16 protein-coding genes and 1 tRNA gene are annotated in these 19878 nt (G+C 68.9%); 12 read left to right on the forward strand and 5 right to left on the reverse strand.

Annotated elements, in window-relative coordinates:
• The first annotated feature begins 27 nt into the window (after window positions 1-27).
• The 5 genes from B6K69_RS13130 (at window position 28) to B6K69_RS13150 (ending at window position 5762) form a co-directional block, all read left to right on the forward strand.
• The gene (locus B6K69_RS13130) at window positions 28-720 is read left to right on the forward strand and encodes a response regulator transcription factor (RefSeq protein ID WP_108644092.1); all 693 of its coding nucleotides are present in this window, start codon (window positions 28-30) and stop codon (window positions 718-720) included.
• Window positions 717-2087, forward strand: a complete 1371-nt coding sequence (locus B6K69_RS13135) for a HAMP domain-containing sensor histidine kinase (RefSeq protein WP_108644093.1) — start codon at window positions 717-719, stop codon at window positions 2085-2087. The genes B6K69_RS13130 and B6K69_RS13135 overlap by 4 nt, the downstream gene beginning before the upstream one ends.
• Before the next feature lie 73 nt (window positions 2088-2160).
• Window positions 2161-4125 carry a caspase family protein gene (locus B6K69_RS13140; protein WP_108644094.1) on the forward strand — a complete coding sequence of 655 codons (1965 nt, stop codon included), beginning with the start codon at window positions 2161-2163 and terminating at the stop codon, window positions 4123-4125.
• A 26-nt stretch (window positions 4126-4151) separates the two neighbouring features.
• Complete coding sequence (locus tag B6K69_RS13145; RefSeq protein WP_108644095.1) at window positions 4152-5219, forward strand: serine protease; 1068 nt, start codon at window positions 4152-4154, stop codon at window positions 5217-5219.
• A 102-nt stretch (window positions 5220-5321) separates the two neighbouring features.
• The gene (locus B6K69_RS13150) at window positions 5322-5762 is read left to right on the forward strand and encodes a PaaI family thioesterase (protein ID WP_108644096.1); all 441 of its coding nucleotides are present in this window, start codon (window positions 5322-5324) and stop codon (window positions 5760-5762) included.
• 73 nt (window positions 5763-5835) lie between these two features.
• Here B6K69_RS13150 and B6K69_RS13155 read toward each other — a convergent pair whose 3' ends face one another.
• Complete coding sequence (locus B6K69_RS13155) at window positions 5836-6657, reverse strand: hypothetical protein (RefSeq protein ID WP_108644097.1); 822 nt, start codon at window positions 6655-6657, stop codon at window positions 5836-5838.
• 132 nt (window positions 6658-6789) lie between these two features.
• Window positions 6790-7497 carry a hypothetical protein gene (locus tag B6K69_RS13160; protein ID WP_108644098.1) on the reverse strand — a complete coding sequence of 236 codons (708 nt, stop codon included), beginning with the start codon at window positions 7495-7497 and terminating at the stop codon, window positions 6790-6792.
• A 138-nt stretch (window positions 7498-7635) separates the two neighbouring features.
• Here B6K69_RS13160 and argE point away from each other — a divergent pair, with 138 nt between their 5' ends.
• Window positions 7636-8796 carry an acetylornithine deacetylase gene (gene argE, locus B6K69_RS13165; RefSeq protein WP_108644099.1) on the forward strand — a complete coding sequence of 387 codons (1161 nt, stop codon included), beginning with the start codon at window positions 7636-7638 and terminating at the stop codon, window positions 8794-8796.
• 10 nt (window positions 8797-8806) lie between these two features.
• Window positions 8807-9871 carry a tRNA 2-selenouridine(34) synthase MnmH gene (gene mnmH / locus B6K69_RS13170; RefSeq protein WP_108644100.1) on the forward strand — a complete coding sequence of 355 codons (1065 nt, stop codon included), beginning with the start codon at window positions 8807-8809 and terminating at the stop codon, window positions 9869-9871.
• A 6-nt stretch (window positions 9872-9877) separates the two neighbouring features.
• Here the strand turns inward: mnmH and selD are convergent, their stop codons facing one another.
• Complete coding sequence (selD, locus tag B6K69_RS13175; protein ID WP_108644928.1) at window positions 9878-12076, reverse strand: selenide, water dikinase SelD; 2199 nt, start codon at window positions 12074-12076, stop codon at window positions 9878-9880.
• Window positions 12077-12178: 102 nt separating this feature from the next.
• On the opposite strand from selD, the gene B6K69_RS13180 reads away from it, so the two are divergent.
• The 4 genes from B6K69_RS13180 to B6K69_RS18015 all read left to right on the forward strand — a co-directional run bounded on the left by B6K69_RS13180 (window position 12179) and on the right by B6K69_RS18015 (window position 17372).
• Window positions 12179-13447 (forward strand): RNA polymerase factor sigma-54, encoded by a 1269-nt coding sequence (locus B6K69_RS13180; RefSeq protein ID WP_108644101.1) that lies wholly within the window; start codon window positions 12179-12181, stop codon window positions 13445-13447.
• Between the two features lie 92 nt (window positions 13448-13539).
• Window positions 13540-15600 carry a hydantoinase/oxoprolinase N-terminal domain-containing protein gene (locus B6K69_RS13185; RefSeq protein ID WP_108644102.1) on the forward strand — a complete coding sequence of 687 codons (2061 nt, stop codon included), beginning with the start codon at window positions 13540-13542 and terminating at the stop codon, window positions 15598-15600.
• Window positions 15601-15613: 13 nt separating this feature from the next.
• A tRNA-Met gene (locus B6K69_RS13190) sits at window positions 15614-15690 on the forward strand.
• 377 nt (window positions 15691-16067) lie between these two features.
• A complete protein-coding gene (locus tag B6K69_RS18015; RefSeq protein ID WP_123876568.1) occupies window positions 16068-17372 on the forward strand; it encodes a hypothetical protein in 1305 nt (434 codons plus the stop codon).
• Between the two features lie 263 nt (window positions 17373-17635).
• Here B6K69_RS18015 and B6K69_RS13200 read toward each other — a convergent pair whose 3' ends face one another.
• On the reverse strand, window positions 17636-18040 hold the full coding sequence (locus B6K69_RS13200) for a hypothetical protein (RefSeq protein WP_123876569.1): 405 nt from the start codon (window positions 18038-18040) through the stop codon (window positions 17636-17638).
• A gap of 246 nt (window positions 18041-18286) precedes the next feature.
• Here B6K69_RS13200 and B6K69_RS13205 point away from each other — a divergent pair, with 246 nt between their 5' ends.
• Window positions 18287-18961: a tellurite resistance TerB family protein gene (locus tag B6K69_RS13205; RefSeq protein ID WP_108644104.1), complete on the forward strand. Its 675-nt coding sequence runs from the start codon at window positions 18287-18289 to the stop codon at window positions 18959-18961.
• 6 nt (window positions 18962-18967) lie between these two features.
• On the opposite strand, the gene B6K69_RS13210 is transcribed toward B6K69_RS13205, so the two are convergent.
• Complete coding sequence (locus tag B6K69_RS13210) at window positions 18968-19777, reverse strand: IclR family transcriptional regulator (RefSeq protein WP_108644105.1); 810 nt, start codon at window positions 19775-19777, stop codon at window positions 18968-18970.
• Between the last annotated feature and the right edge of the window lie 101 nt (window positions 19778-19878).

Here is a 19878-nt window from a genome sequence, read left to right on the forward strand (position 1 = left end):
TTCGCCGCAAACCGGGCAGGAAAACCCATGCAGGACCGTATCCTGATCATCGAAGACGATGCCGAAACCGCCGCCGCCGTGGCCGAAGTGGTGGCAGAACTGGGCTGCGAGGCGCATCACCGCGCCACGCTGGATGACGGCATCGCCGAGGCGGGCGCGGGCGATTACCGCGTGATCGTGCTGGACCGGATGCTGCCGGGCGGCGACGGGGTCGAAGCGATGGCGCGCATCCGCACCACGGGCAGCCGCGCGCTGATCCTGGTGCTGTCGGCGCTGGGTCGCGCCGCCGAACGGGTCGAGGGGCTTGAGAAAGGGGCGGATGACTATCTGCCCAAACCCTTTGAACCCAGCGAATTGCGCGCCCGGCTGCGGGCGCTGCTGCGCCGGGGCACCATGCAGGTGCTGGACAATGACCTGCTGGCCTTCGGCGATCTGGAAATCCGCATGAAGGCCCGCACCGTGCATGTGAAGCGCAGCCATGTGCCGGTCAGCCCCAAGGAATTTGAGCTGATCACCTATTTCGCCCGCAATGCCGGGCAGATCGTCACCCGGATGCAGCTTCTCGAAAACGTCTGGAATCTGCATTTCGATCCGGGCACCAATGTGGTGGACGTTCACGTCGGCCGGTTGCGCCGCAAGCTGGAAGAGGCGGGCAGCCCCGCCATCCAGACCGCACGCGGCGAAGGCTACATCTTCGCCCCCCTCGGGGCGGCAGGGTGAGCGAAGCCCCCCTGCGCGCCCGCGCCACGCTGCGGCTGGCGGCGGTCATGGCGGCGGCGGTGGCGCTGCTGGCGCTGCTGGCCATGGGGCTGCAATACCGGCTGGTGGAAACCCGGCTGATGCAGGCGCAGCGCACGCTGCTGGCCGCCGATCTGGACGGTCTGGCCGCGCTTTATGACCAGCGCCGCATCATCGCCTTGCGCGAAGCCATCGCCTACCGCGCCGCCGCGCCGGGGGGCGAGATGCTGGTGCTGCTTGACCGGCAGGGCAAGGTGCTGGCCGGCACGCGGGCCGATTGGCCCGAAGGGCTGGTGGCGCAGGGGCAGGGGTTCACCATCGACCCCGCGCAAGAGGTGGCGCTGGACGGCGCCCGCTGGCTGGTGGTGGCGCGCGATCTTCCGGGTGGCTTTCCCCTGCTGGTTGGCCGCAGCCTGGCGCCGGTCGATGCCACGCTGGCGGCGCTGCAACGTGGGATGCTGGGGCTGCTGGCGGCCCTGCTTCTGGCCGGGGCCGGGGTGGGCTGGCTGGCGGCCCGCTGGGTGATGGGGCGCATCGGTCGGCTGAACGCGCTGGCTGACCGGGTGGCGGCGGGCGATCTGGATGCCCGCCTGACCGGCCCGCGCAGCGGCGATGAATTCGGCCTGCTGGAAACCCATGTCCATGCCATGCTGGACCGGATTTCCAACCTGAACCGCGCCACGCACCGGCTGTCAGACACCATCGCGCATGAAATGCGCACGCCGCTGAACCGCATGTTGCAGAAACTGTCGCGCGTCGAAGGGCAGGATGATCTGGCCGCCGACCTGCGCGCCGAGATGCGGCAGGCGATCCGGGTGTTCGATTCGCTGCTCGACATCAGCCGGGCCGAGGCCGACCAGGGCCAGGGCGGCGGGCTGGTGCCGGTGGACCTGTCCACCGTCGCGCAAGAGGTGTGGGAGCTGTACGAACCGCTGGCCGAGGACAAGGGCCTGCAAGTTGCGTTGCAGGTGGCCGCCGGCGTGCAGGTGCTGGGCGACCGCAACCTTCTGGCGCAGATGCTGGCCAACCTTCTGGACAATGCGATCAAGTATTGCAGCCCCGGCGACCGGCTGGAACTTCAGCTTGCCGCGGGCGATCCCGCCCTTCTGCGGGTGATCGACACCGGCCCCGGCCTGCCGGACGGGCTGAAGGACGCCGCCTTCGACCGCTTCACCCGGGCCGAGCGCGACCGCGCGCGCGGCATCCAGGGGCACGGGCTGGGGCTGGCGCTGGTGCGGGCCATCGCGCTGCGCCACGGCGCGCGGCTGTCGTTGCCCGCCGTGGGGCAGGGGCTGACGGTGGAAATCGCCTTTCCCCGCGCGCCGGGCGAAGGCGGCGCCGCGGGGTGACAAATGCCGTCATCCGGCCTTGGTGCGGCGCAGCAGACTTGTGCGGTGCCGGGCCAACGTTAATCTTGTCCGCATGAAACACGCCCTTGCATATGCCCTGTCATCGGCCGCGCTGCTGGCGGCGGCCCCGGCCATGGCCGAGGTGCGGGCGGTTCTGGTCGGCGTATCCGATTATCTGGTGCTGGACGCCGATCTGAAAGGCCCCGCCAATGACGTGCGGCTGATGGCCGAAACGCTGGCTGCGCGCGGGGTGGCGGCGGATCACATGACGATCCTGACCTCAGACCGGGCCGGTCTGCCCGCAGGGGCGGCGGTGGGCGATCCCACCCGCGCCGGTATTCTGGCCGCGATGCAGACCGCCGCTGCCGCCGCGCAGCCCGGCGATACGGTGCTGTTCTATTTCTCGGGCCATGGCGCGCAGGCCCCCGATGCCTCGGGCGATGAAGGCGGGGGCTATGACGAAATCCTGCTGCCCGCCGATGCGGCGGGGTGGAAGGGCGCGGTTGGCGGCGTGGAAAACGCGCTGATCGACGACGAATTGCAGGAATGGGCGCAAGGGATGCTGGGCCGCGGCGTGCAGCTTGTCGGGCTGATCGACGCCTGCCATTCGGCCACCGGCTTCCGGGCGGTGGGCGGGCAGGGCGTGGCGCGGGTGCTGGCCCCCGAAACGCTGGGTATCCCCGAAGATGCGGCTTCGGCCCCCGCCACGGCCCCGCTGGAGCTGACGGGGGATTATGTGTTCCTCTATTCCTCGCAGTCGGATGAACGGTCGTTTGAATATCCGCTGCCGGGCACCGACGAATGGCACGGAGAATTCACCCTGCGGATGGCGCAGGTTCTGGCCACCGCGCCACAGGCAAGCTGGGCGCAGGTTCTGGCCGCCGCCGCCGATGCCATGGTGCAAGGCCCCGCCCGGCAGGTGCCCGAAGGCGAAGGCCCGCTCTTGACGGCGCAGGTCTTCGGCACCGGCGCGGGCGAGGCGCGCTTTGCCGTCAAGGACGGCAAGGTTCAGGCCGGGCTGTTGCAGGGCCTGGCCGAAGGCGCCGAACTGGCGCTTTACGCGGCGGGTGCCGGGGGCGAACCGCTGGCCACCGTCACCGCCGGCAAGGCCACCTTGCGCGACACGGCGCTGCCGGGCGACCTGCCCGCCGGTGCCGCCTGGGCCGAGGTGATTGCCGCGCCGCCTGCCGCGCCCCTGTCGCTGGCCGCCCCGGTGCGGGCCGCCCCGGATGACGGGCAGGATTATGCCGCCTGGGAAGCCGCCCTTCCCACGCCCGGCACCGGCGTGCCCGATCTTGTGCCGATCCTGGTTGATGGCACGGTGGCGCTGGCGCGCGGCGATGGCGTGCTTGACCCGGAGGGTCCGGGATCAACCCCGCGCGTCACAAGGCTGGCGGATGAAACCGCTGCGCAGGCGCTGGACCGCGCGCTGGAGCTGGCCGCCCACGCCCTGCGCCTGCGCGAGACGCTGGCCGGCGCCACCGGCCGCAGCCTGACCGGCAAGGCGCCGGTCACCGTGGGCATCGAACGCCGCCCCGCCACCACCACGGGCGATGCCTGTGGCACCCCCGGCCCCGCCGCATCTGCCGACCCCGCACAGGGCGTGGCCCCCTGTGACCAGCTCTGGCTGACGGTCACCAACACCTCGGGCAAGATGCAGGACATCAGCGTTCTTTACATGGCCGCCGATTTCGAGGTGCAGCCGATCTGGCCGCAGCGGAACACCGTCAACCGGCTGGCCCCCGGCGAAAGCGCGCGGATCGGCCTGCAGATCGAAGCCACCGCCACCGCCGGGCTTGAGGAGATCTGGGTTCTGGCCGTGCCGATGGATGAGGACAGCGGCCGGCGCGTTGACCTGACCCGCCTTGCCAGCCCCGGCATGACGCGCGACTTTGCCAGTGCCTCGGACCCGATGGCGCTTTGGCTGGAAGGCCGCATGACCGACCCGGAGGAAACCGCGATGCGCGGCTTCTCGACCAAACCCGCCGCGCTGACGATGATCCGTCAGCTTGTGCGCCTGAAACCCGGGTCACCCTGACCCGCCGATTGCGATGGAGCGTTGACATGAAAGCCGTTTCCCTCAAGCCCGTTCTGCTGGCCCTGCTTGCCGCCGGCACGGCGGGCGCCGTTCTGGCGCAGGACGCCGCCCCCTTCCACAAGGGCGGCACCAAGGCGCAGGACAGTTCGCCCTTCGCCTTCGCCGCCTCGGGCGACAAGGCCAAGCGCGATGCCGCCGAACCCGAGGCGGCGGGTGGCAAGGTCATCGGCGGTGAGCTGGCCGATCAGGGCGAATGGCCCTGGCAGGTGGCGCTGACCGTGGGCGGAATGCCGGTGTCCACCGACAGCCAGTTCTGCGGCGGCTCTCTGGTCATGGACGAATGGGTGCTGACCGCCGCCCATTGCGTGCACATGATGGATGACCAGGGCGTCGAGTTTGACCTGAAACCCCAGGAAATCAGCATCGTCGCCGGCACCAACAAGCTGGACGGCTCGGGCGATACCATCCCGGTCGAGGCGATCTATCGCCACCCGTCCTATACCTCGACCGATTTCGATTACGACATCGCGCTCATCAAGCTGTCGCGCAAGCCGAACGTGCCCTACCGAACCGTGCAGGTGCCGGATGCGGCCTTCGGCGACATTCTGGCCAAGCCGGGCGTCACCACCGTGGTCACCGGCTGGGGCCTTCAGAACGGCGGCCGCCCCTCCGCCGACCTGCGCGAGGCGCAGATCCAGATGCTGGACCGCGAAATGTGCAACACCGCCATGATGGAAGCCCGCGCCGAAGAGGCGGCGGCCGGCTTTTCCTATGCCGTGCAGGTGCTGTCGGTGCGCGAGGACGACGCCTATGCCCTGTGGGACCAGCTTGTCCAGCGCGCCCCGAAGCCGATCAGCGAGAACATGATCTGCTCGGGCACCTTTGAAGGTGGCAAGACCAGTTGCAACGGCGACAGCGGCGGTCCGCTGGTCGTGCCGCTGGAAGACGGCAGCTATATCCAGGCCGGCATCGTAAGCTGGGGCCTGTCGGCCTCGTCGGGCAAGGGGTGCGAGGAAACGGCGATGTTCTCGGCCTATACCAACATCTCGCGCTTCGTGCCCTGGCTGAACGAGGTGATTGCCGCCAACCCCTGACGGCTGGCGTCGCCCCGTCCACGGCCCTGCCCGGCGGGTTCCGCCTTGCAGGGCCGTTCGCTTTTGGCCACCTTGGCCGTCCGAACAGCGGAAGGCAGCGCGATGATCCCCCAAGACGACCCGGCGGCACCCCCGACGATCCACCCCGTGGCGCAGGACCAGCCGCCCTATGCCCGCCACCTGGGGCTGCGCATCACCCATGCCACGCCGGACCGGATCGAGGGCCAGATGACCGTCACCCCCGAGCTGATCAACCGCAACGGCGTGCTGCATGGCGGGGCGATCATGTCGCTGGCCGACAATCTGGCCGGCACCGGGTCGTTCGTCCATCTTGGTCCGGGCGAAGGCACGACGACGCTGGAAAGCAAGACCAACTTCTTCCGGCCCGTCCTGCCGGGTGACACGGTGACGGCCATCGCCGTGCCGCTGCATCGTGGCCGCAAGACCACGATCTGGCAGACCACCATCCTGCGCGGCGACGGCAAGCCCGCCGCGATGGTGATCCAGACCCAGATGACCCTGCGCCAGACCGACGCCGGCTGATGATCCGCCGCAACGAAAAGGGCGCCGGAACCCCCGGCGCCCTTTCGACTGTTCCGCGCTGGCCCTGGCCGGCTCAGTTCGTCATCAGGTAATAGCTGTTGCGCGCCCGGCCGGCATTTTCGACCGTGATGTAGAAATAGCCGTCCCAGGCGGGCACGAAATCGCAATAAACTTGGTCCGACGGGCTGACATCATAGCAGATCACGTTGCCGTTCTGGTCGGTGACGACCATGTCCAGATTCGCGTCGCCATCGCCCACCACCGCGACCTCGGCATAGGAATTGCCATAGAACGGCACTTCCCACACGTCGATCTGGCCCTTGGGCAGGGCCGACCCCCAGGTCACCGCGCCGCCGATGCGCCCGCGCGACCCTTCGGCCTCGGCATCCGCGATCAGGCCCAGCAGCCCCTCGTCATCGCCGGCCAGTTCCTTGGCCTTGGCGAACATCTCGGCGGCGGTGACGGGGGCCTTGGCGGCGCCATCGTCCTCCTCGCCGCCGGCCGATGTCAGCAGCGTTGCCTTGCCGGCCGGGCGCGGTTCGCCCTCGTTCATCATCGGCGCGGGGGCTGCGGGGGCGGCCGGCGCCGCTTTCCGGGCGCGGAACGCTTCCAGAGTGGTGCCTTCGAATTCGGCGGGATCAAGGGCCGCCGGCTCTTGCGGGGTGCCTTCCGACTGCGCCGCCAGCTTGGCTGCCGTCAGCACGGTCAGCGCATCGCCCGAGGCAACGCCAAGCGCGTAAAGCTCATGCGCCATCGACAGGGTCGCCGTCGCGCCGGCGCTGCCGGTGCCTTCGGCGCTGACATTGGTTCCGGCCTTGTCCTCGGCCAGCGAAGGAAGGGCCAGCGCCACCAGCGCGGTGGTGGCCAGCGTCAGGGAAAGGGCTTTGAGTTTCATGGTTCTGTCCTGTGGTGAAATACCTTGGCGGAAGGGCTGCCTGCAGGGGAATGTGACAGCCGGATATGCGTTTGAAAAGCGGGCAACGGGTGACAAATATCGTCATCCGGGCCGGGCGGCCCGAAACCGGGGTCAGTTGGTGGCCAGCAGATACTGCCCGTCCACATCGGCGCGGCTGATCACGGTGACGGTGTAAAAGGCGTTCTCGGCCGGGGTGAAGCTGCAGTAAAGCGGCTGGTCCGAATAGGGGTCAACGCAGACCGGCACGCCCTGCGCATCGGCCACCATCCAGCCCAGCCCGCCGCTGCCATCGCCAAAGATGCCGATCTCGGCCTGTTCCTGCCCGGCGAAGGGAATTTCCCAGATGTCCTTCTTGCCGGGCGCCAGGGTCGCCACCGCCTGATTCGCGCCGCCGATCCGGCCGCGCGCGGTATCGGCCACGGCATCCTCGACCATCAGCGCCAGCTCGTCATCGCCCGCCGCGATTTCGCGGGTCGATTCTGCCGCCTGCCCGGTGATCAGCGCCAGCGCGGAAAAGCCCCGTGCCGCGTCCTTCCCCGCTTGCGCCGTGTCGGCGGGCGCCGGTTCGCCCGGCAACTCGGTCCCGGTCGCGGTTTCGGTGCTCCTGCTCCAGCCGTCGGCCTGCCGCAATGCCACGCCGCTGGCCAGCCGGAACGCCGTGACTGCCGCCAGCGCATCGTCGGTGGCCAGCGCATGGGCGTAAAGCCGGGCCGCCAGGTTCAGCGTGCCCACCTTGCCGGTCGCCGCCTCTTCGGCCCGGGCGGCCGGGGGCAGGGCGGCAAGGGCAAGGGCGGCGATCAGCGCAAGCGAAGGGTTCATGTCGGTCTCGGGCGGCTGGGGTTGGCGCCACAATGCCAAGTCTGCCGCCGGCCTGCCAGTCAGGACTTTCCGCCCCGGCCCTTTCGCGCGGCGCGGCTTCGCGTTAGCACGGGGGGCAGAAGCTCAGGAACCGTGCCCATGCAGACCCGTGCCATCCTTGAACGGCTGATCGCCTTCGATACCGTCAGCGCCAACCCCAACCGGGCGCTGATGGACTATGTGGCGGGGCTTCTGGCCGAAGCGGGCATCGCGGCCCGGCTGGTGCCGGATGCCACGGGCGGCAAGGCCAACCTCTGGGCCACGGTCGGCCCGCAGGACCGGGGCGGTGTCATGCTCTCGGGCCATACCGATGTGGTGCCGGTGGAAGGCCAGACCTGGACCCGCCCGCCCTTTGCCCTGACCGAAGACGCCGGCCGCCTGTACGGCCGGGGCACCACCGACATGAAGGGCTTTGTCGCCAGCGCCATCGCCGCCACGCTGGCTGCCGCGAAACGCCCGCTGAAGGTGCCGCTGCATCTGGCGCTGTCCTATGATGAGGAAATCGGCTGCATGGGCGTGCGCTCGCTGGTTGATCTGCTGCAGGGCGCGCCGGTCCGCCCCGCCATGTGCATCGTGGGCGAACCCACCGGGATGCAGGTTGCCACCGGCCACAAGGGCAAGGTCGCGCTGCGCGCCACCTGCACCGGGCGCGAGGGGCACTCCGCGCTGGCCCCGCTGGCGCTGAACGCGCTGCATCTGGCGGCCGATTTCATCGGCGTGATCCGCGCCGTTCAGGCCCGCGTGGCCGCCGAAGGCCCGTTCGACGGTGATTATGACGTGCCCTATACCACCCTTCACGCCGGCAAGATGTCGGGCGGCGTGCAGGTCAACATCGTGCCGAACAGCGCGGTGGTCGATTTCGAGATCCGCTCGCTGGCCGGTGTCGATGTGGTCGCCCTGATCGACGAATTGCGCGCCGGGGCCGAAGCGATTGTCGTCCCCCTGCGCGACGGTTTCCCCGAGGCGGAGATCCGCGTCGAACGGCTGTGGGATTACCCCGGCCTTGGCACCCCCACCGATGCCGCCGTGGTGCGCTTCGTGCAGTCGCTGACCGGGGCGAACGGCACCATCAAGGTGGCCTTCGGCACCGAGGGCGGCCTGTTCGATGCCCGGCTGGGCGTGCCCACCGTGATCTGCGGCCCCGGCAGCATGGCGCAGGGCCACAAGCCCGATGAATTCGTCACCGTCGAACAGCTTGCCCGCTGCGATGCCATGCTGGCCGCGCTGATGGACCGGCTGGAAGCCGGGCTTCCGGCGTAAGGCGCGGCGCATGGCGATCACGCTTGCCTCGCTGCGCCAGATTGCCGATCTGGGCTTCGACGATGTGATCGACGTGCGCGCGCCCGCCGAATTTGCCGAGGATCACATTCCCGGCGCGATCAGCCTGCCCGTTCTGGATGATGCCGAACGGGCGCGGGTGGGCACGATCTACAAGCAGGTCAGCCCCTTTACTGCCCGCAAGCTGGGCGCCGCGTTGGTGGCGCGGAACGCGGCGCGGCATCTGGAAGGCCCCCTGGCCGACAAGCCCGGCGGCTGGCGCCCGCTGGTCTATTGCTGGCGGGGCGGGCAACGGTCGGGCTCCTTCGCCTCGATCCTGTCGCAGATCGGCTGGCGGGTGGAAACCATCGCCGGCGGTTACAAGGCGTGGCGCGGGCTGGTGGTGCAGGCGGTGCAGGACCGGCCGGTTCCCTCGCCCGTGGTGGTGCTGGACGGGAACACCGGCTCGGCCAAGACCGAGGTGCTGGCCCTGCTGGCCGCGCGCGGCGTGCAGGTGCTGGATCTGGAAGCCATGGCCAACCATCGCGGATCGCTGTTCGGGGCCATGGGGCCGCAGCCATCACAGAAAACCTTTGAGGCGCGGCTGGCCTATGGTCTGGCCGCGCTGGACCCGGGCCGCCCGGTGGTGGTGGAAGCCGAAAGCAGCAAGGTGGGTGACCGCCGGCTGCCGGGGCGTCTGTGGCAGGCGATGATCGCCGCGCCACGGGTGGCGATCCGGGCGCCGCTGGCGGCGCGGGCCGCGTATCTGGCGCGGGCCTATCGCGATGTGACCGCCGATCCGGCGCGTCTGGCGGCGGTGTTGCAGCAGTTGCGCCCGCTGCACCCGGCCGAGGTGATCGAAGACTGGCGCGGGATGGCGGCCGAGGGCGATTTCGCCGGTCTGGCCGGGGGGCTGATGGCCCGGCACTATGACCCGCGCTATGAAAAGCACCGCGCGCGCATGGCCGTGCCGGTGGTTGAGGTCGAGGCCGGCGGTCTGGCACCGGCCGATCTGGCGGCGCTGGCCGACAGGGTGGCCGAAGCGGTTTGGCAGGTGTCGCGCCAAGGGGCGGGTTGACCCGGGTCAGGACCGGCTGACAACCAGTTTCGATGGGCCTTCGGTGACGGTGCCGATGCGGGCCGCAACGCCATCGCCCGCCGCCCGCAACCGGGCCAGCAACGCATCGGCCTGATCGGCTGGCACGCAGGCCAGAAGGCCGCCGCAGGTTTGCGGATCGAACAGCAGGTCGGTTTCGGGGCCGGGCGGGGCGTCAACCAGCCAGTCGATCGCGGCGCGATTGGCGGGCGCAAGGCTGGACGCCTGCCCCGCCCCGGCCAGCATCACCGCGCCGGGCAGCATGGGCACGGCGCGCAGGTCGATCCGGGCCGAAACGCCCGAGGCCTGAAGCATCTCCAGCAGATGCCCCGCCAGACCGAAGCCGGTGACATCGGTCATGGCCCGGGCCACCGGCGCAAGAATTTCCGCCGCAGGCCCCAGCGGCCGGGCCATGGCCGTCAGGCAAGCCACCACCGCCTCACCCAGAATAAGGCCGGGCACACGGGCCAGCGCCATTTCGGCGGCCAGGATGGTGCCGCTGCCGATGGCCTTGGTCAGCAGGATCGCATCGCCGGGGCGGGCGCCGGCCTTTGCGACCGGCCGGTCGGTCAGCCCGGTGACCGAGAAGCCGATCATCAGCTCGTCCCCGGTCGAGGTATGGCCCCCCACCAGATCAGCCCCGGCGGCGCGGAACACCTGCGCGGCCTCGGACAGAATGTCAGACAGGGTGCGGGTTTGCAGCGGCTCTGACAGGCGGGGCAGGGTGATCTGCGCCAGCGCGGCCTGCGGTGCGGCCCCCATCGCCCAGATGTCGCCAAGCGCATGAACGGCGGCAAGGCGGGCCATCAGTCGCGGGTCGTTGGTGAAGGCGCGCAGATGGTCGGTTGTCAGCGCCTGCACGCCCCGGGCCGCGCGCAGCAGGGCGGCATCGTCACCGGGGCCGGACAGCACATCGGGCCGCTGTGGCGCGGGCAGGCTGGCCAGCGCGGCCCGCAGCGCCGCCGGGCCCACCTTGGCCCCGCAGCCGCCACACAGCGGCTTGTCGCCCATCGCCTGCGCCAGCCCCTGCGGCGCGGGGTCGGGCAGCGCCGGCGCGGGCATCGCCGGATAGTCGGCGAACATCGCCATGAAGCGGCGGTCGATCCGGTCCTTCAGCCGCCACAGCCAGCCGCCCCCGCTGCGCAGACCGAACTTGTCGGCCACCGCGCCCCGGCCGCCGGTCGAGACCAGTTTCAGGTAATCGCGCTGCGGGTGGTAGGTCCGCATCGGCCCCCCGGTCAGCGCGGCGCGCAGGTTGGCCAGCAGCACCGGCGCCTCGCGCACGGCAAAGACGCCGGCCTTGGGGCGCGGGGCATGGGACAGGTGGGCGCAATCGCCCGCCGCAAAGATCGCCGGGTCCGAGGTTTGCAGCGTGGGGCCGACCACCAGGAAACCGTCCTGGCTGGCCAGCCCGGTCTGCGCCAGCCAGGGCTGCGGCTGGGTGCCGGCAACGGCCAGGGTGAAATCGGACGGCAGGGTTTCGCCGCTGGACAGGGTAACGGTGCCGGGGCCAATGGCGGTGGCGGTGGTGCCGGTGCGAAAGACAATGCCGGCCGCCTGCGCGTGGCGCAACAGCGTGGCGCGGGCGGCGCGGCCAATGTTCGGCAGCGCGGCCTCGGCGCGTTCGATCAGGGTGATCTGCGGCTCTGCCCCGCCGGCGCGCAGCCGGTGGGCCGATGCCAGCGCCAGCTCCACCCCGCCCACCCCGGCGCCAAGGATCACCAGCCGTGGCGCGGGCAGCTTGCGGGCGACAAACGCCTGCCACGCATCGGCGTAATGGCCCAGCGGCTTGGCCGCGACCGCGTGCTCGGCATAGCCCGGAATGTCGGGCAGGTCCGACCCGATGCCGATGTCGACCGAAGCCACGTCGAAAGCCAGCGGCGGGCGGTTGTCCAGCAGCACGCAGCGGGCGGCCAGGTCCAGCCCGGTGGCGCGCGCCAGGATCACCCGCGCCCCGGCGTAACGGGCCAGCCGGACCAGGTCGATCATGATCTCGTCCCGGGTGTAATGGCCGGCGATCAGGCCGGGCAACATGCCGGTATAGGGCGCGGCGGGGCCGGGGTTGATGACGGTCAGCCGCACGCCGGGCAGCGGGTCCATCGCCCAGGACCGCAGCACCAGCGCATGTGCATGGCCCCCGCCCACAAGGACAAGGTCGCGCACCAGCGGAAAGGGGGCGGCGGGCATCATGTCGCAAGTGGTAGCCCCGCGCCGCGCGGAAGGCCAGCGGTGCGCCGCAGCCCCGCATCAACGTTTTCTTTGGGGATCGGCTGACATAGGCTGGCGGGGATGAAGTCACGCACCCGCATCAGCATTGCGCAAACGCAGCGGCTGTCGCTCAACACCTCGCTTTCGGTGGCGATCCGGGTGTTGCGGGCCGATGCCGCCGGCCTTACCCGCTTTCTTGAAGAACAGGCCGCCGAACTGCCCGCGCTGGTGGTGGAACCGCCCCCGGTGGTGCAGGAATGGCTGCCGCGCTGGGGCCATGCGCTGGCGCAGATGCGCGGCGGCGGCGGTGACGGTGTGGTTGAGGTTGCCGATGCGGGGCCAAGTCTGGCGGCGCATGTGGCCGCCGGCATCGCGGCGCTGCGGCTGCCCCCCCGCGCCCTGCGCGTGGCCGAGACGCTGGCCGAGGCGCTGGCGCCGGCCGGCTGGCTGACCCGCCCGCTTGACGAGATCGCCGCCGAGGTCGGGGTGCCCCTGCCCGAGGCCGAGGCGGTGTTGGCGCAGGTGCAACGTCTGGAGCCGACGGGCCTGTTCGCGCGCAATCTGGCGGAATGTCTGCGCCTGCAGGCCTTCGAGGCGGGCGAACTGGATGGCGTGATGGCCGGGGTGCTGGACCGCCTGCCGCTGGTGGCCCAGGGCGAAACCGGCCGAATCGCCCGGGCGCTGGGCTGCACCGAAGATCAGGTGCTGCGCGCCATCCAGCGGCTGCGCCGCTATGATCCCAAGCCCGGCGCCCGCTTTGCCCATGGTGCCGCCCCCGTGGCCGAACCTGACCTGACGGTGCGGCGCGGGCCGGCCGGGTGGGAAGTGGCACTCAATCGCGGGGCGCTGCCGTCGCTGTCGCTGGGGCAGGGGCCCGGCCGGGCCGAGGCGCGGGCGCTGATCCGGCTGGTCGAGGGGCGCAATGCCACCTTGCTGAAGGTCGCGCGGGAAATCCTGCGGCGGCAGGCAGCGGCGCTGGAACAGGGGCTTGGCGCGCTTGTGCCGATGCGGATGGCCGAGGTGGCCGAAGCGGTGGACGTTCACCGCACCACCGTCAGCCGCGTCGTGGCCGGGGCGGCGGTGGATACGCCGCGCGGCACCTGGTGGCTGCGGGCGCTGTTCTCGCAGGCGGTGGGGCAGGAAGACGGCCCCGCCGCCGCTGCCCTGCACGAGGCGCTGGCGCGGCTGGTGGCGGCCGAAGATGCCGCGCAGCCGCTGACCGATGATGCGCTGGCACAGGCGCTGGCCGGGGCCGGCACGCCGCTGGCCCGGCGCACGGTGGCCAAGTATCGCGGCCAGTTGGGAATTCCCCCGGTCCATGCCCGCAAGCGCGCCGCCCGCCGCCCCTAGCGCCGGTCCGCGACCCGATATGTCGTATCCGGGGGTGACCTTTGGCGCCCTGCGGGCTAGCTGAAGGGGAACTGGGGCGAAAGCGGCGGACGATGGCATATTTCCTGGGCGTGGATACCGGCGGCACCTATACCGATGCGGTGATCCTGGACGAGGCGGCGAACCGCATCCTTGGCAAGGCCAAGGCACTGACCACGCGGCACGATCTGGCGGTGGGCATCGGCGGCGCGGTGGATGCGGCGCTGGCGGCTTCGGGCATTGCCGCGGCGGATGTGGCGCTGGTGTCGCTGTCCACCACGCTGGCCACCAATGCGCTGGTCGAAGGCCAGGGCGGCCGGGTGGCGCTGGTGGCGATCGGCTTTGATGACGACGATCTGGCGCGCGCCGGTCTGGCCGAGGCGCTGAAGGGTGACCCGGTGATCCGCATCACCGGCGGCCACAGCCATGCCGGGCTTGAGGCGCGGCCGCTGGACCTGACCGCGCTGACGGCGGCGGTTGCCGAGTTGGGAACTTCGGTCATGGGCTATGCGGTGGCGGGGCGGTTCGCCACCCGCAACCCCGCGCATGAGGTGGCGGTGCGCACCGCCATCCGTCAGGCCACCGGCCGCCCGGTCACCTGCAGCCATGAACTTTCGGCGCAGTTGAACGGGCCGAAGCGGGCGCTGACGGCAGTGCTGAACGCGCGGCTGATCGGCATGATCGACCGGCTGGTCGCGGCCTGCGAACGGCATCTGGCGCTGGTGGGGATCGCGGCGCCGCTGATGGTGGTGCGCGGCGACGGCGCGCTGATTTCGGCGGCCATGGTGCGCGAGCGGCCGATCGAGACCATCCTTTCCGGCCCGGCCGCCAGCATCGTGGGCGCGCGCTGGCTGACCGGGGCCAAGGATGCGCTGGTCAGCGACATCGGCGGCACCACCACCGATGTGGCGCTGCTCAAGGACGGCCTGCCCGAGATTGATCCGCAGGGCGCCCGCGTCGGCGGCTTCCGCACCATGGTGGAAGCCGTGGCGATGCGCACCACCGGCCTTGGCGGCGACAGCGAGGTGCATCTGCTGACCGAGGGGCTGACGGGCGGGCTGCGGCTGGGGCCGCGGCGGCTGATTCCGGTTTCGCTTCTGGCGGTGGACCATGGGCCGATGGTTCACACGGCGCTGGACCGCTGGCTGTCCACCGAAACCGCGGGCGAATTCGACGGCCGCTTCGTGCTGCCCATGGCTGGGGCGCAGGCGGGCGGGCTGACCGCGCGTGAGGAAACGGTGCTGGCGCGGATCACCACCGCCATGCCGCTGGGCCAGGCGCTGACCAGCCGGCTTGAAGCGGCGGCGCTGGAACGGCTGGTGGCGCGGGGGCTGGTGATGATCTCGGGGGTCACGCCGTCGGACGCCAGCCATGTGCTGGGCCGCCTGCAGGCCTGGGACGGGCTGGCGGCGGAAAAGGCGGTGCGCCTGCTGGCCCGCCGCCGCACCGGCGCGGGAGAGCGGTTCGCCGACGGGCCCGAGCCGCTGGCGCGGCGCATCGTCGATCAGGTCACGCAGCAGACCGCCGATTGCCTGCTGGAAGCCGCCTTTGCCGAAGATCCCGGCTTTGCGGGCGAAGATCCGGTGACGCTGGCCCGCCACCGGCTGACCACGGCCGGGCTGCACCGCCACCGCGGCGTGGTGGAACTGACCGCGCGGCTGGCGGTGCCGGTCATCGGCCTGGGCGCCTCGGCCCCGTCCTATTACGGCGCCGTGGGGGAACGGCTGGGCTGCGACATGATCCTGCCCGAACATGCCGGCGTGGCCAATGCCATCGGCGCGGTGGCGGGGCAGGTCAGCCAGCGGGTGTCGGGGCTTGTCACCTCGCCCGCTCAGGGGCGCTTTGTCGCGCATCTGCCCGAAGGCCCCCGCGCCTGGGGCGACCGCGACGCCGCGCTGGACGCGATGGAAACCGCCCTGCGCGCCGAGGCCGAGGCCCGCGCCCGGCTGGCCGGCGCCATGGACCTGCGGATCGAGGCCAGCCGCGACCTGCGCGAGGTGGACATCGAAGGCCAGCGGATGTTCGTCGAGGCCACCGTGACCGTCACCGCCAGCGGCCGTCCAAGGGTCGCGCGCGAGGCGGCCGATCCCGCAGCGGCCCTTTTCCCCCTTGACGCCCCAACCCGGCCCGCGTAATCCGCCCGCCAGTGGCTAGGTAGCTCAGTTGGTTAGAGCATGCGACTCATAATCGCAGGGTCGGGGGTTCGAGTCCCCCCCTCGCCACCATCCTTCCCCCGTTGTCGAATGTCAGGCGTCCTTGGCGGCTGGTCAGGCTGGTGAACCAGACGCATTGCAGGGGGGGCAGGTCCGCTGCGTTTTGAACGCATAGCTGCTGCGTGGTTCGACCCTGCAAGATCGAGCTTGGCATGGCGAGGAGGGACCTTTGCGGACGGTCGGCGCAACAGGTGGACACCGGCCCACGTTGCGGAACGGGACGTTGACCTTTCGGCAGCTTAGCATCCGCCGCAATGTCGCGGATTGGACTAAGCAGACTTGTCATCAGCACACTTTTTCCCGCCTTCGCGAACATAGATTGACTTCCTAGACGGAGCCAACCGTTTCCCGTAGAAGATCCTCTGTAACAAGACGCACCGAGGAATGGCATGGCTCAACTGAAGCAAGTATTTGGGGTGTCCAAAGATCCAATTTTGAGTTATGTGCAACGAGAACATGTGGACGAGGCTTTACAGGACGCAATCTCGGGCACCCGGCAGATTGTCATCTACGGCTCGTCTAAACAAGGAAAGTCTGCGCTTCTTGATCAGCACATTCCCCATCAGGATCGAGTGACTGTTCATTGCGGGCCTGCATCGAGTATAGGCGATATCTATAGGGCTCTCCTTCGTCAGCAAGACGTAGAGGTTGTGACTGAGACGCAAACCAAAGCCGATACAGGTGTTAAGCTCGGGGCGATTGCGAAGTTTAAGGCTAAGTTGCCATGGATCGGAGGCGCGGAGCTCGGCCCCTCTGGAGAAATTTTGCGGGCGCGGTCCGATACGGAAACACGTTCAACCATAGAATTTAACTTGGAAGCTGCTCAGGATGTTGCGGAGCTTCTTCTCAAGTTACCAAGGAAGTTTTGCGTTTTAGAGAATTTCCATTATTTAAGCCCGGAGGTCCAAAGCCAGCTTGCCTTCGACATCAGGACCTTCGAAGAGATGGGGATCCGATTCATTATCTTGGGAGTCTGGCGGGAAGGAAATCGGCTTGCTCAATATTGTGGCGACCTGCAGGATCGGGTAGCGGAAGTTCCTGTTGAGCCTTGGGTTGAAGATGATTTTTTCAAGGTGATTCATGCCGGAGAAGTCCATCTTAACGTTAGGTTCAGCGAGGACATAAGCAGAGGAATAATCAGCAAGGCTCATGGCAGTATAGGAGTCGCCCAAGAACTCCTGCAGAAGACATGCGCCCAGCACGGTATAAATCAGCGTCCCAAAGAACTATTCGAGGTTGATCGAGTAGAATGCTTGGAAGCTGCTGTATCCTCCAAGATTGCTGAATATTCTGCTAGGCACATTCGCAGCTTGGAATCTATCGCTGTCGGCCAGCGAACGATGACCGCAACCGAAGGAAAAGCTGCGCTTTTCCTGCCCTACTATTTTATTCTTGTTATCATAAACAGTGACTATAATGAGCTGAAGGATGGTATCGAGAGGGCAGCGTTGCTTTCAAAAATAAAAGCTATCCATCCTCTCTCCGAGAATGTTAGAAACTCCGACATCACGGCCATGTTGCAACGCTTAGGTGCGCTGCAAGAGAAAGCGAATATATCGCCTCCCTTGTTCGATTACGATCGGGGGACCCGTAGGGTAAAGGTAATTGATTCGACGCTTTACTTCTTCGTTGATAACTGCGATCCAAAAGATGTCGAAAGTGAATTGCCGAGACCCAATGAGGGGGATGCATAGGATGCTACCCAAGGCTGTCTAACTGGCACGTAACGCCTCGCTATGGTTTTCTGGCTGTCTGAAATATTTCGCTGCAGAGGATAAAGCTCTGCAGCGAAATCTTCATCCCGTTCGCGTCACTGAAGCCCGGGGCGGATGTTCGCGATGGGGCTTCACGCTCGATGGGAGGACGGCCTAACGTGCTGGGCGAATGACCGTTTTGCCCAGTGCCGAGTTTACCACGCGGCCTGTGATCCGTCTGCTTTCCGCCCCGCCCCCCCCTCTCACCCCGCCTTGCGGCGGTTGGCGGTGCGGCGGGCGGCCAGGCCTTCCACCCGGATCATGTGGGTCACGTTGTCTTCCAGGGTGCCGTGGTTGAAGCAGACGGTGCGGAACAGCGTCTGGTCGCCGGTGCCGCCCTGGCCGATCCAGTCCACCCAAAGTCGGAAGCGGCCGTTCCGCGGAATCTCGACCGAGACGAGCCGCGGCGTGACCGTCCGGTAGCCGCGGGCGCGGAACACGGCGCGCAGCCGGTGCAGCAGGCGTTCGGCCTGGGCCGGGGTGTCAACGACGGCGGTGTCCTCGTCCAGGAACACCGGCAGCGGAAAGGCAAAGCGGCAGTCCGTATGCGGGCAGGTGCCCGCGTCCTGCAAGGGTGTCAGGCCGGAGAGAGAGGCGATGTTTGCCATGCGAGGCTCCGTTGAACAGGGCGCGCCGGGGCCGGCGCTCCTGATCCGAGACCGGGTGCGACCCCTGCCGCGCCCGTGCCGAAATCCTATATCACAGAGTCGAAAAGGTCGTTGATTTCCGTCAAGCCGTCCAGAGCTGCGTGCCGCCATGGCATATCCTTGCCGAAACCGTTGCAAGGCTGTTTCCGGCACCCCACATACGGGGTCCGACATGACCGGGCCGATGCTGCCAAGAAAGGTGCAAGAATGTTCAACGCGAAATCCCTGCTGGATAACCTGACCGGCGGTCAGGGTGTGCAAGGCCTGACCGACAAGGCGAAACAGACCTGGGACGGCCAGTCCGCCTTGGGCAAGGGCGCCATTGCGGGCGGCCTTCTGGGGCTGTTGCTGACCGGCGGCGGGCGCAAGATCCTGGGCACCGGCGCCAAGGTGGGGGCCTCGGCCCTGATCGGCGGGCTGGCCTATCAGGCCTGGCAGGACTGGAAGAAGGGCAAGGAACCGGCCGCAGACCCGGTGACACTGCCCGCGGCCGAAGGCACGGTGTTCCTGCCCTCCGACAGCACCGCCGCGAACGACCTGTCGGCGCGCCTTCTGCAGGCCATGGTGTCGGTGGCCAAGGCCGATGGCCATGTGACCCCCGACGAACGCGCCCGCATCGACGAGGCCTTGCAGCGCATGGGGCTTGAGGCCGAGGCCGAAGCCCTGATCAAGGCCGAACTGGATGCCCCGCTGGACGTGCGCCGTATCGCCGGCCTGGCCCGCTCGCCTGAGGAAGCGGCCGAGATCTATGCCGCCTCGCTCCTGGTGGCCGACGATCAGTCGCTGGAAGAAAAAGGCTATCTGGCCATGCTGGCCGCGGCGCTGAACCTTGAACCGGGTCTGGTGCAGCACCTTGAGGCCCGGGTGGCCGGCGTCAGCTAAGGCGTCTCAGGGCGCGGTGCCGCCGATCCCGTCGGTCACCGCCTCTGCCGCGGCGTGCACCAGCGCGCCGGCGCGCTGGGCATCGGACAGGCCGAAGCGAAAGCCGGGGCCGGTGATGGCCAGCGCCGCCACCGGCAAACCTTGCGCGTTGAACACCGGGGCGGCCACGCCCCGCAAGCCCTCTGCCCCTTCCTGATCGTCAATAGCAAAGCCGCGGTCGCGGCTGCGGACCAGATCGCGCAACAGCGCCGATTCGCTGGTCAGCGTCAGGCTGGTCAGCCGGGCCTGGCCCTGCCGGTCCAGGATGCCGGCCACCCGGTCTTCGGGCAGCCAGGCCAGCAGCGCCTTGCCAAGGGCCGAGCCGTGCATCGGCAGCGTGCTGCCCGGGGCGTGGAAGGTGCGGATGCCCGCCTGCGCCTCGACCTGCGCCAGGATCGTCACCAGATCGGCCACTTCGGCCCCCAGCGTGACGGTCTCTCCGGTTTCGCGCATCAGCCGTTCCATGGGCGCGCGGGCGCGGTCCACCACATCGGTGCGGCGCAGAAAGGCCGACCCGATGCGAAAGGCGCCGGGGCCGATGTGCCAGAACTGCCCCGGTTCCTGCGCCTCGACCATGCCATGCGCCTGAAGCGTGGCCAGTGCGCGAAACACGGTGGCGATGGGCAGGCCGGTCTCCTCGGCCAGATCGGAAAGGGTCAGGCCGGGCCTGCGTGCCAGATGCTCCAGCAGCGCCAGCGCCCGGTCCAGCGCCTGTACCGTGGCCTGTTCGGGCTTTTCGGGCGCGCTGCGCGGCCGACCGCGGGGTTTCTGGGCCATGATGCCTGTCCTTCTGCCAAGAAGCGGCCAAGACTGCCGGTTCCGCGAAATGGAAACGCTTTTCTGCCCGCTGTCGATGCCGCATCGCAGCGCGGCCCGGG

This window comes from Pseudogemmobacter blasticus (assembly GCF_003071405.1).
GTDB classification, from domain to species: Bacteria; Pseudomonadota; Alphaproteobacteria; order Rhodobacterales; family Rhodobacteraceae; genus Pseudogemmobacter; species Pseudogemmobacter blasticus.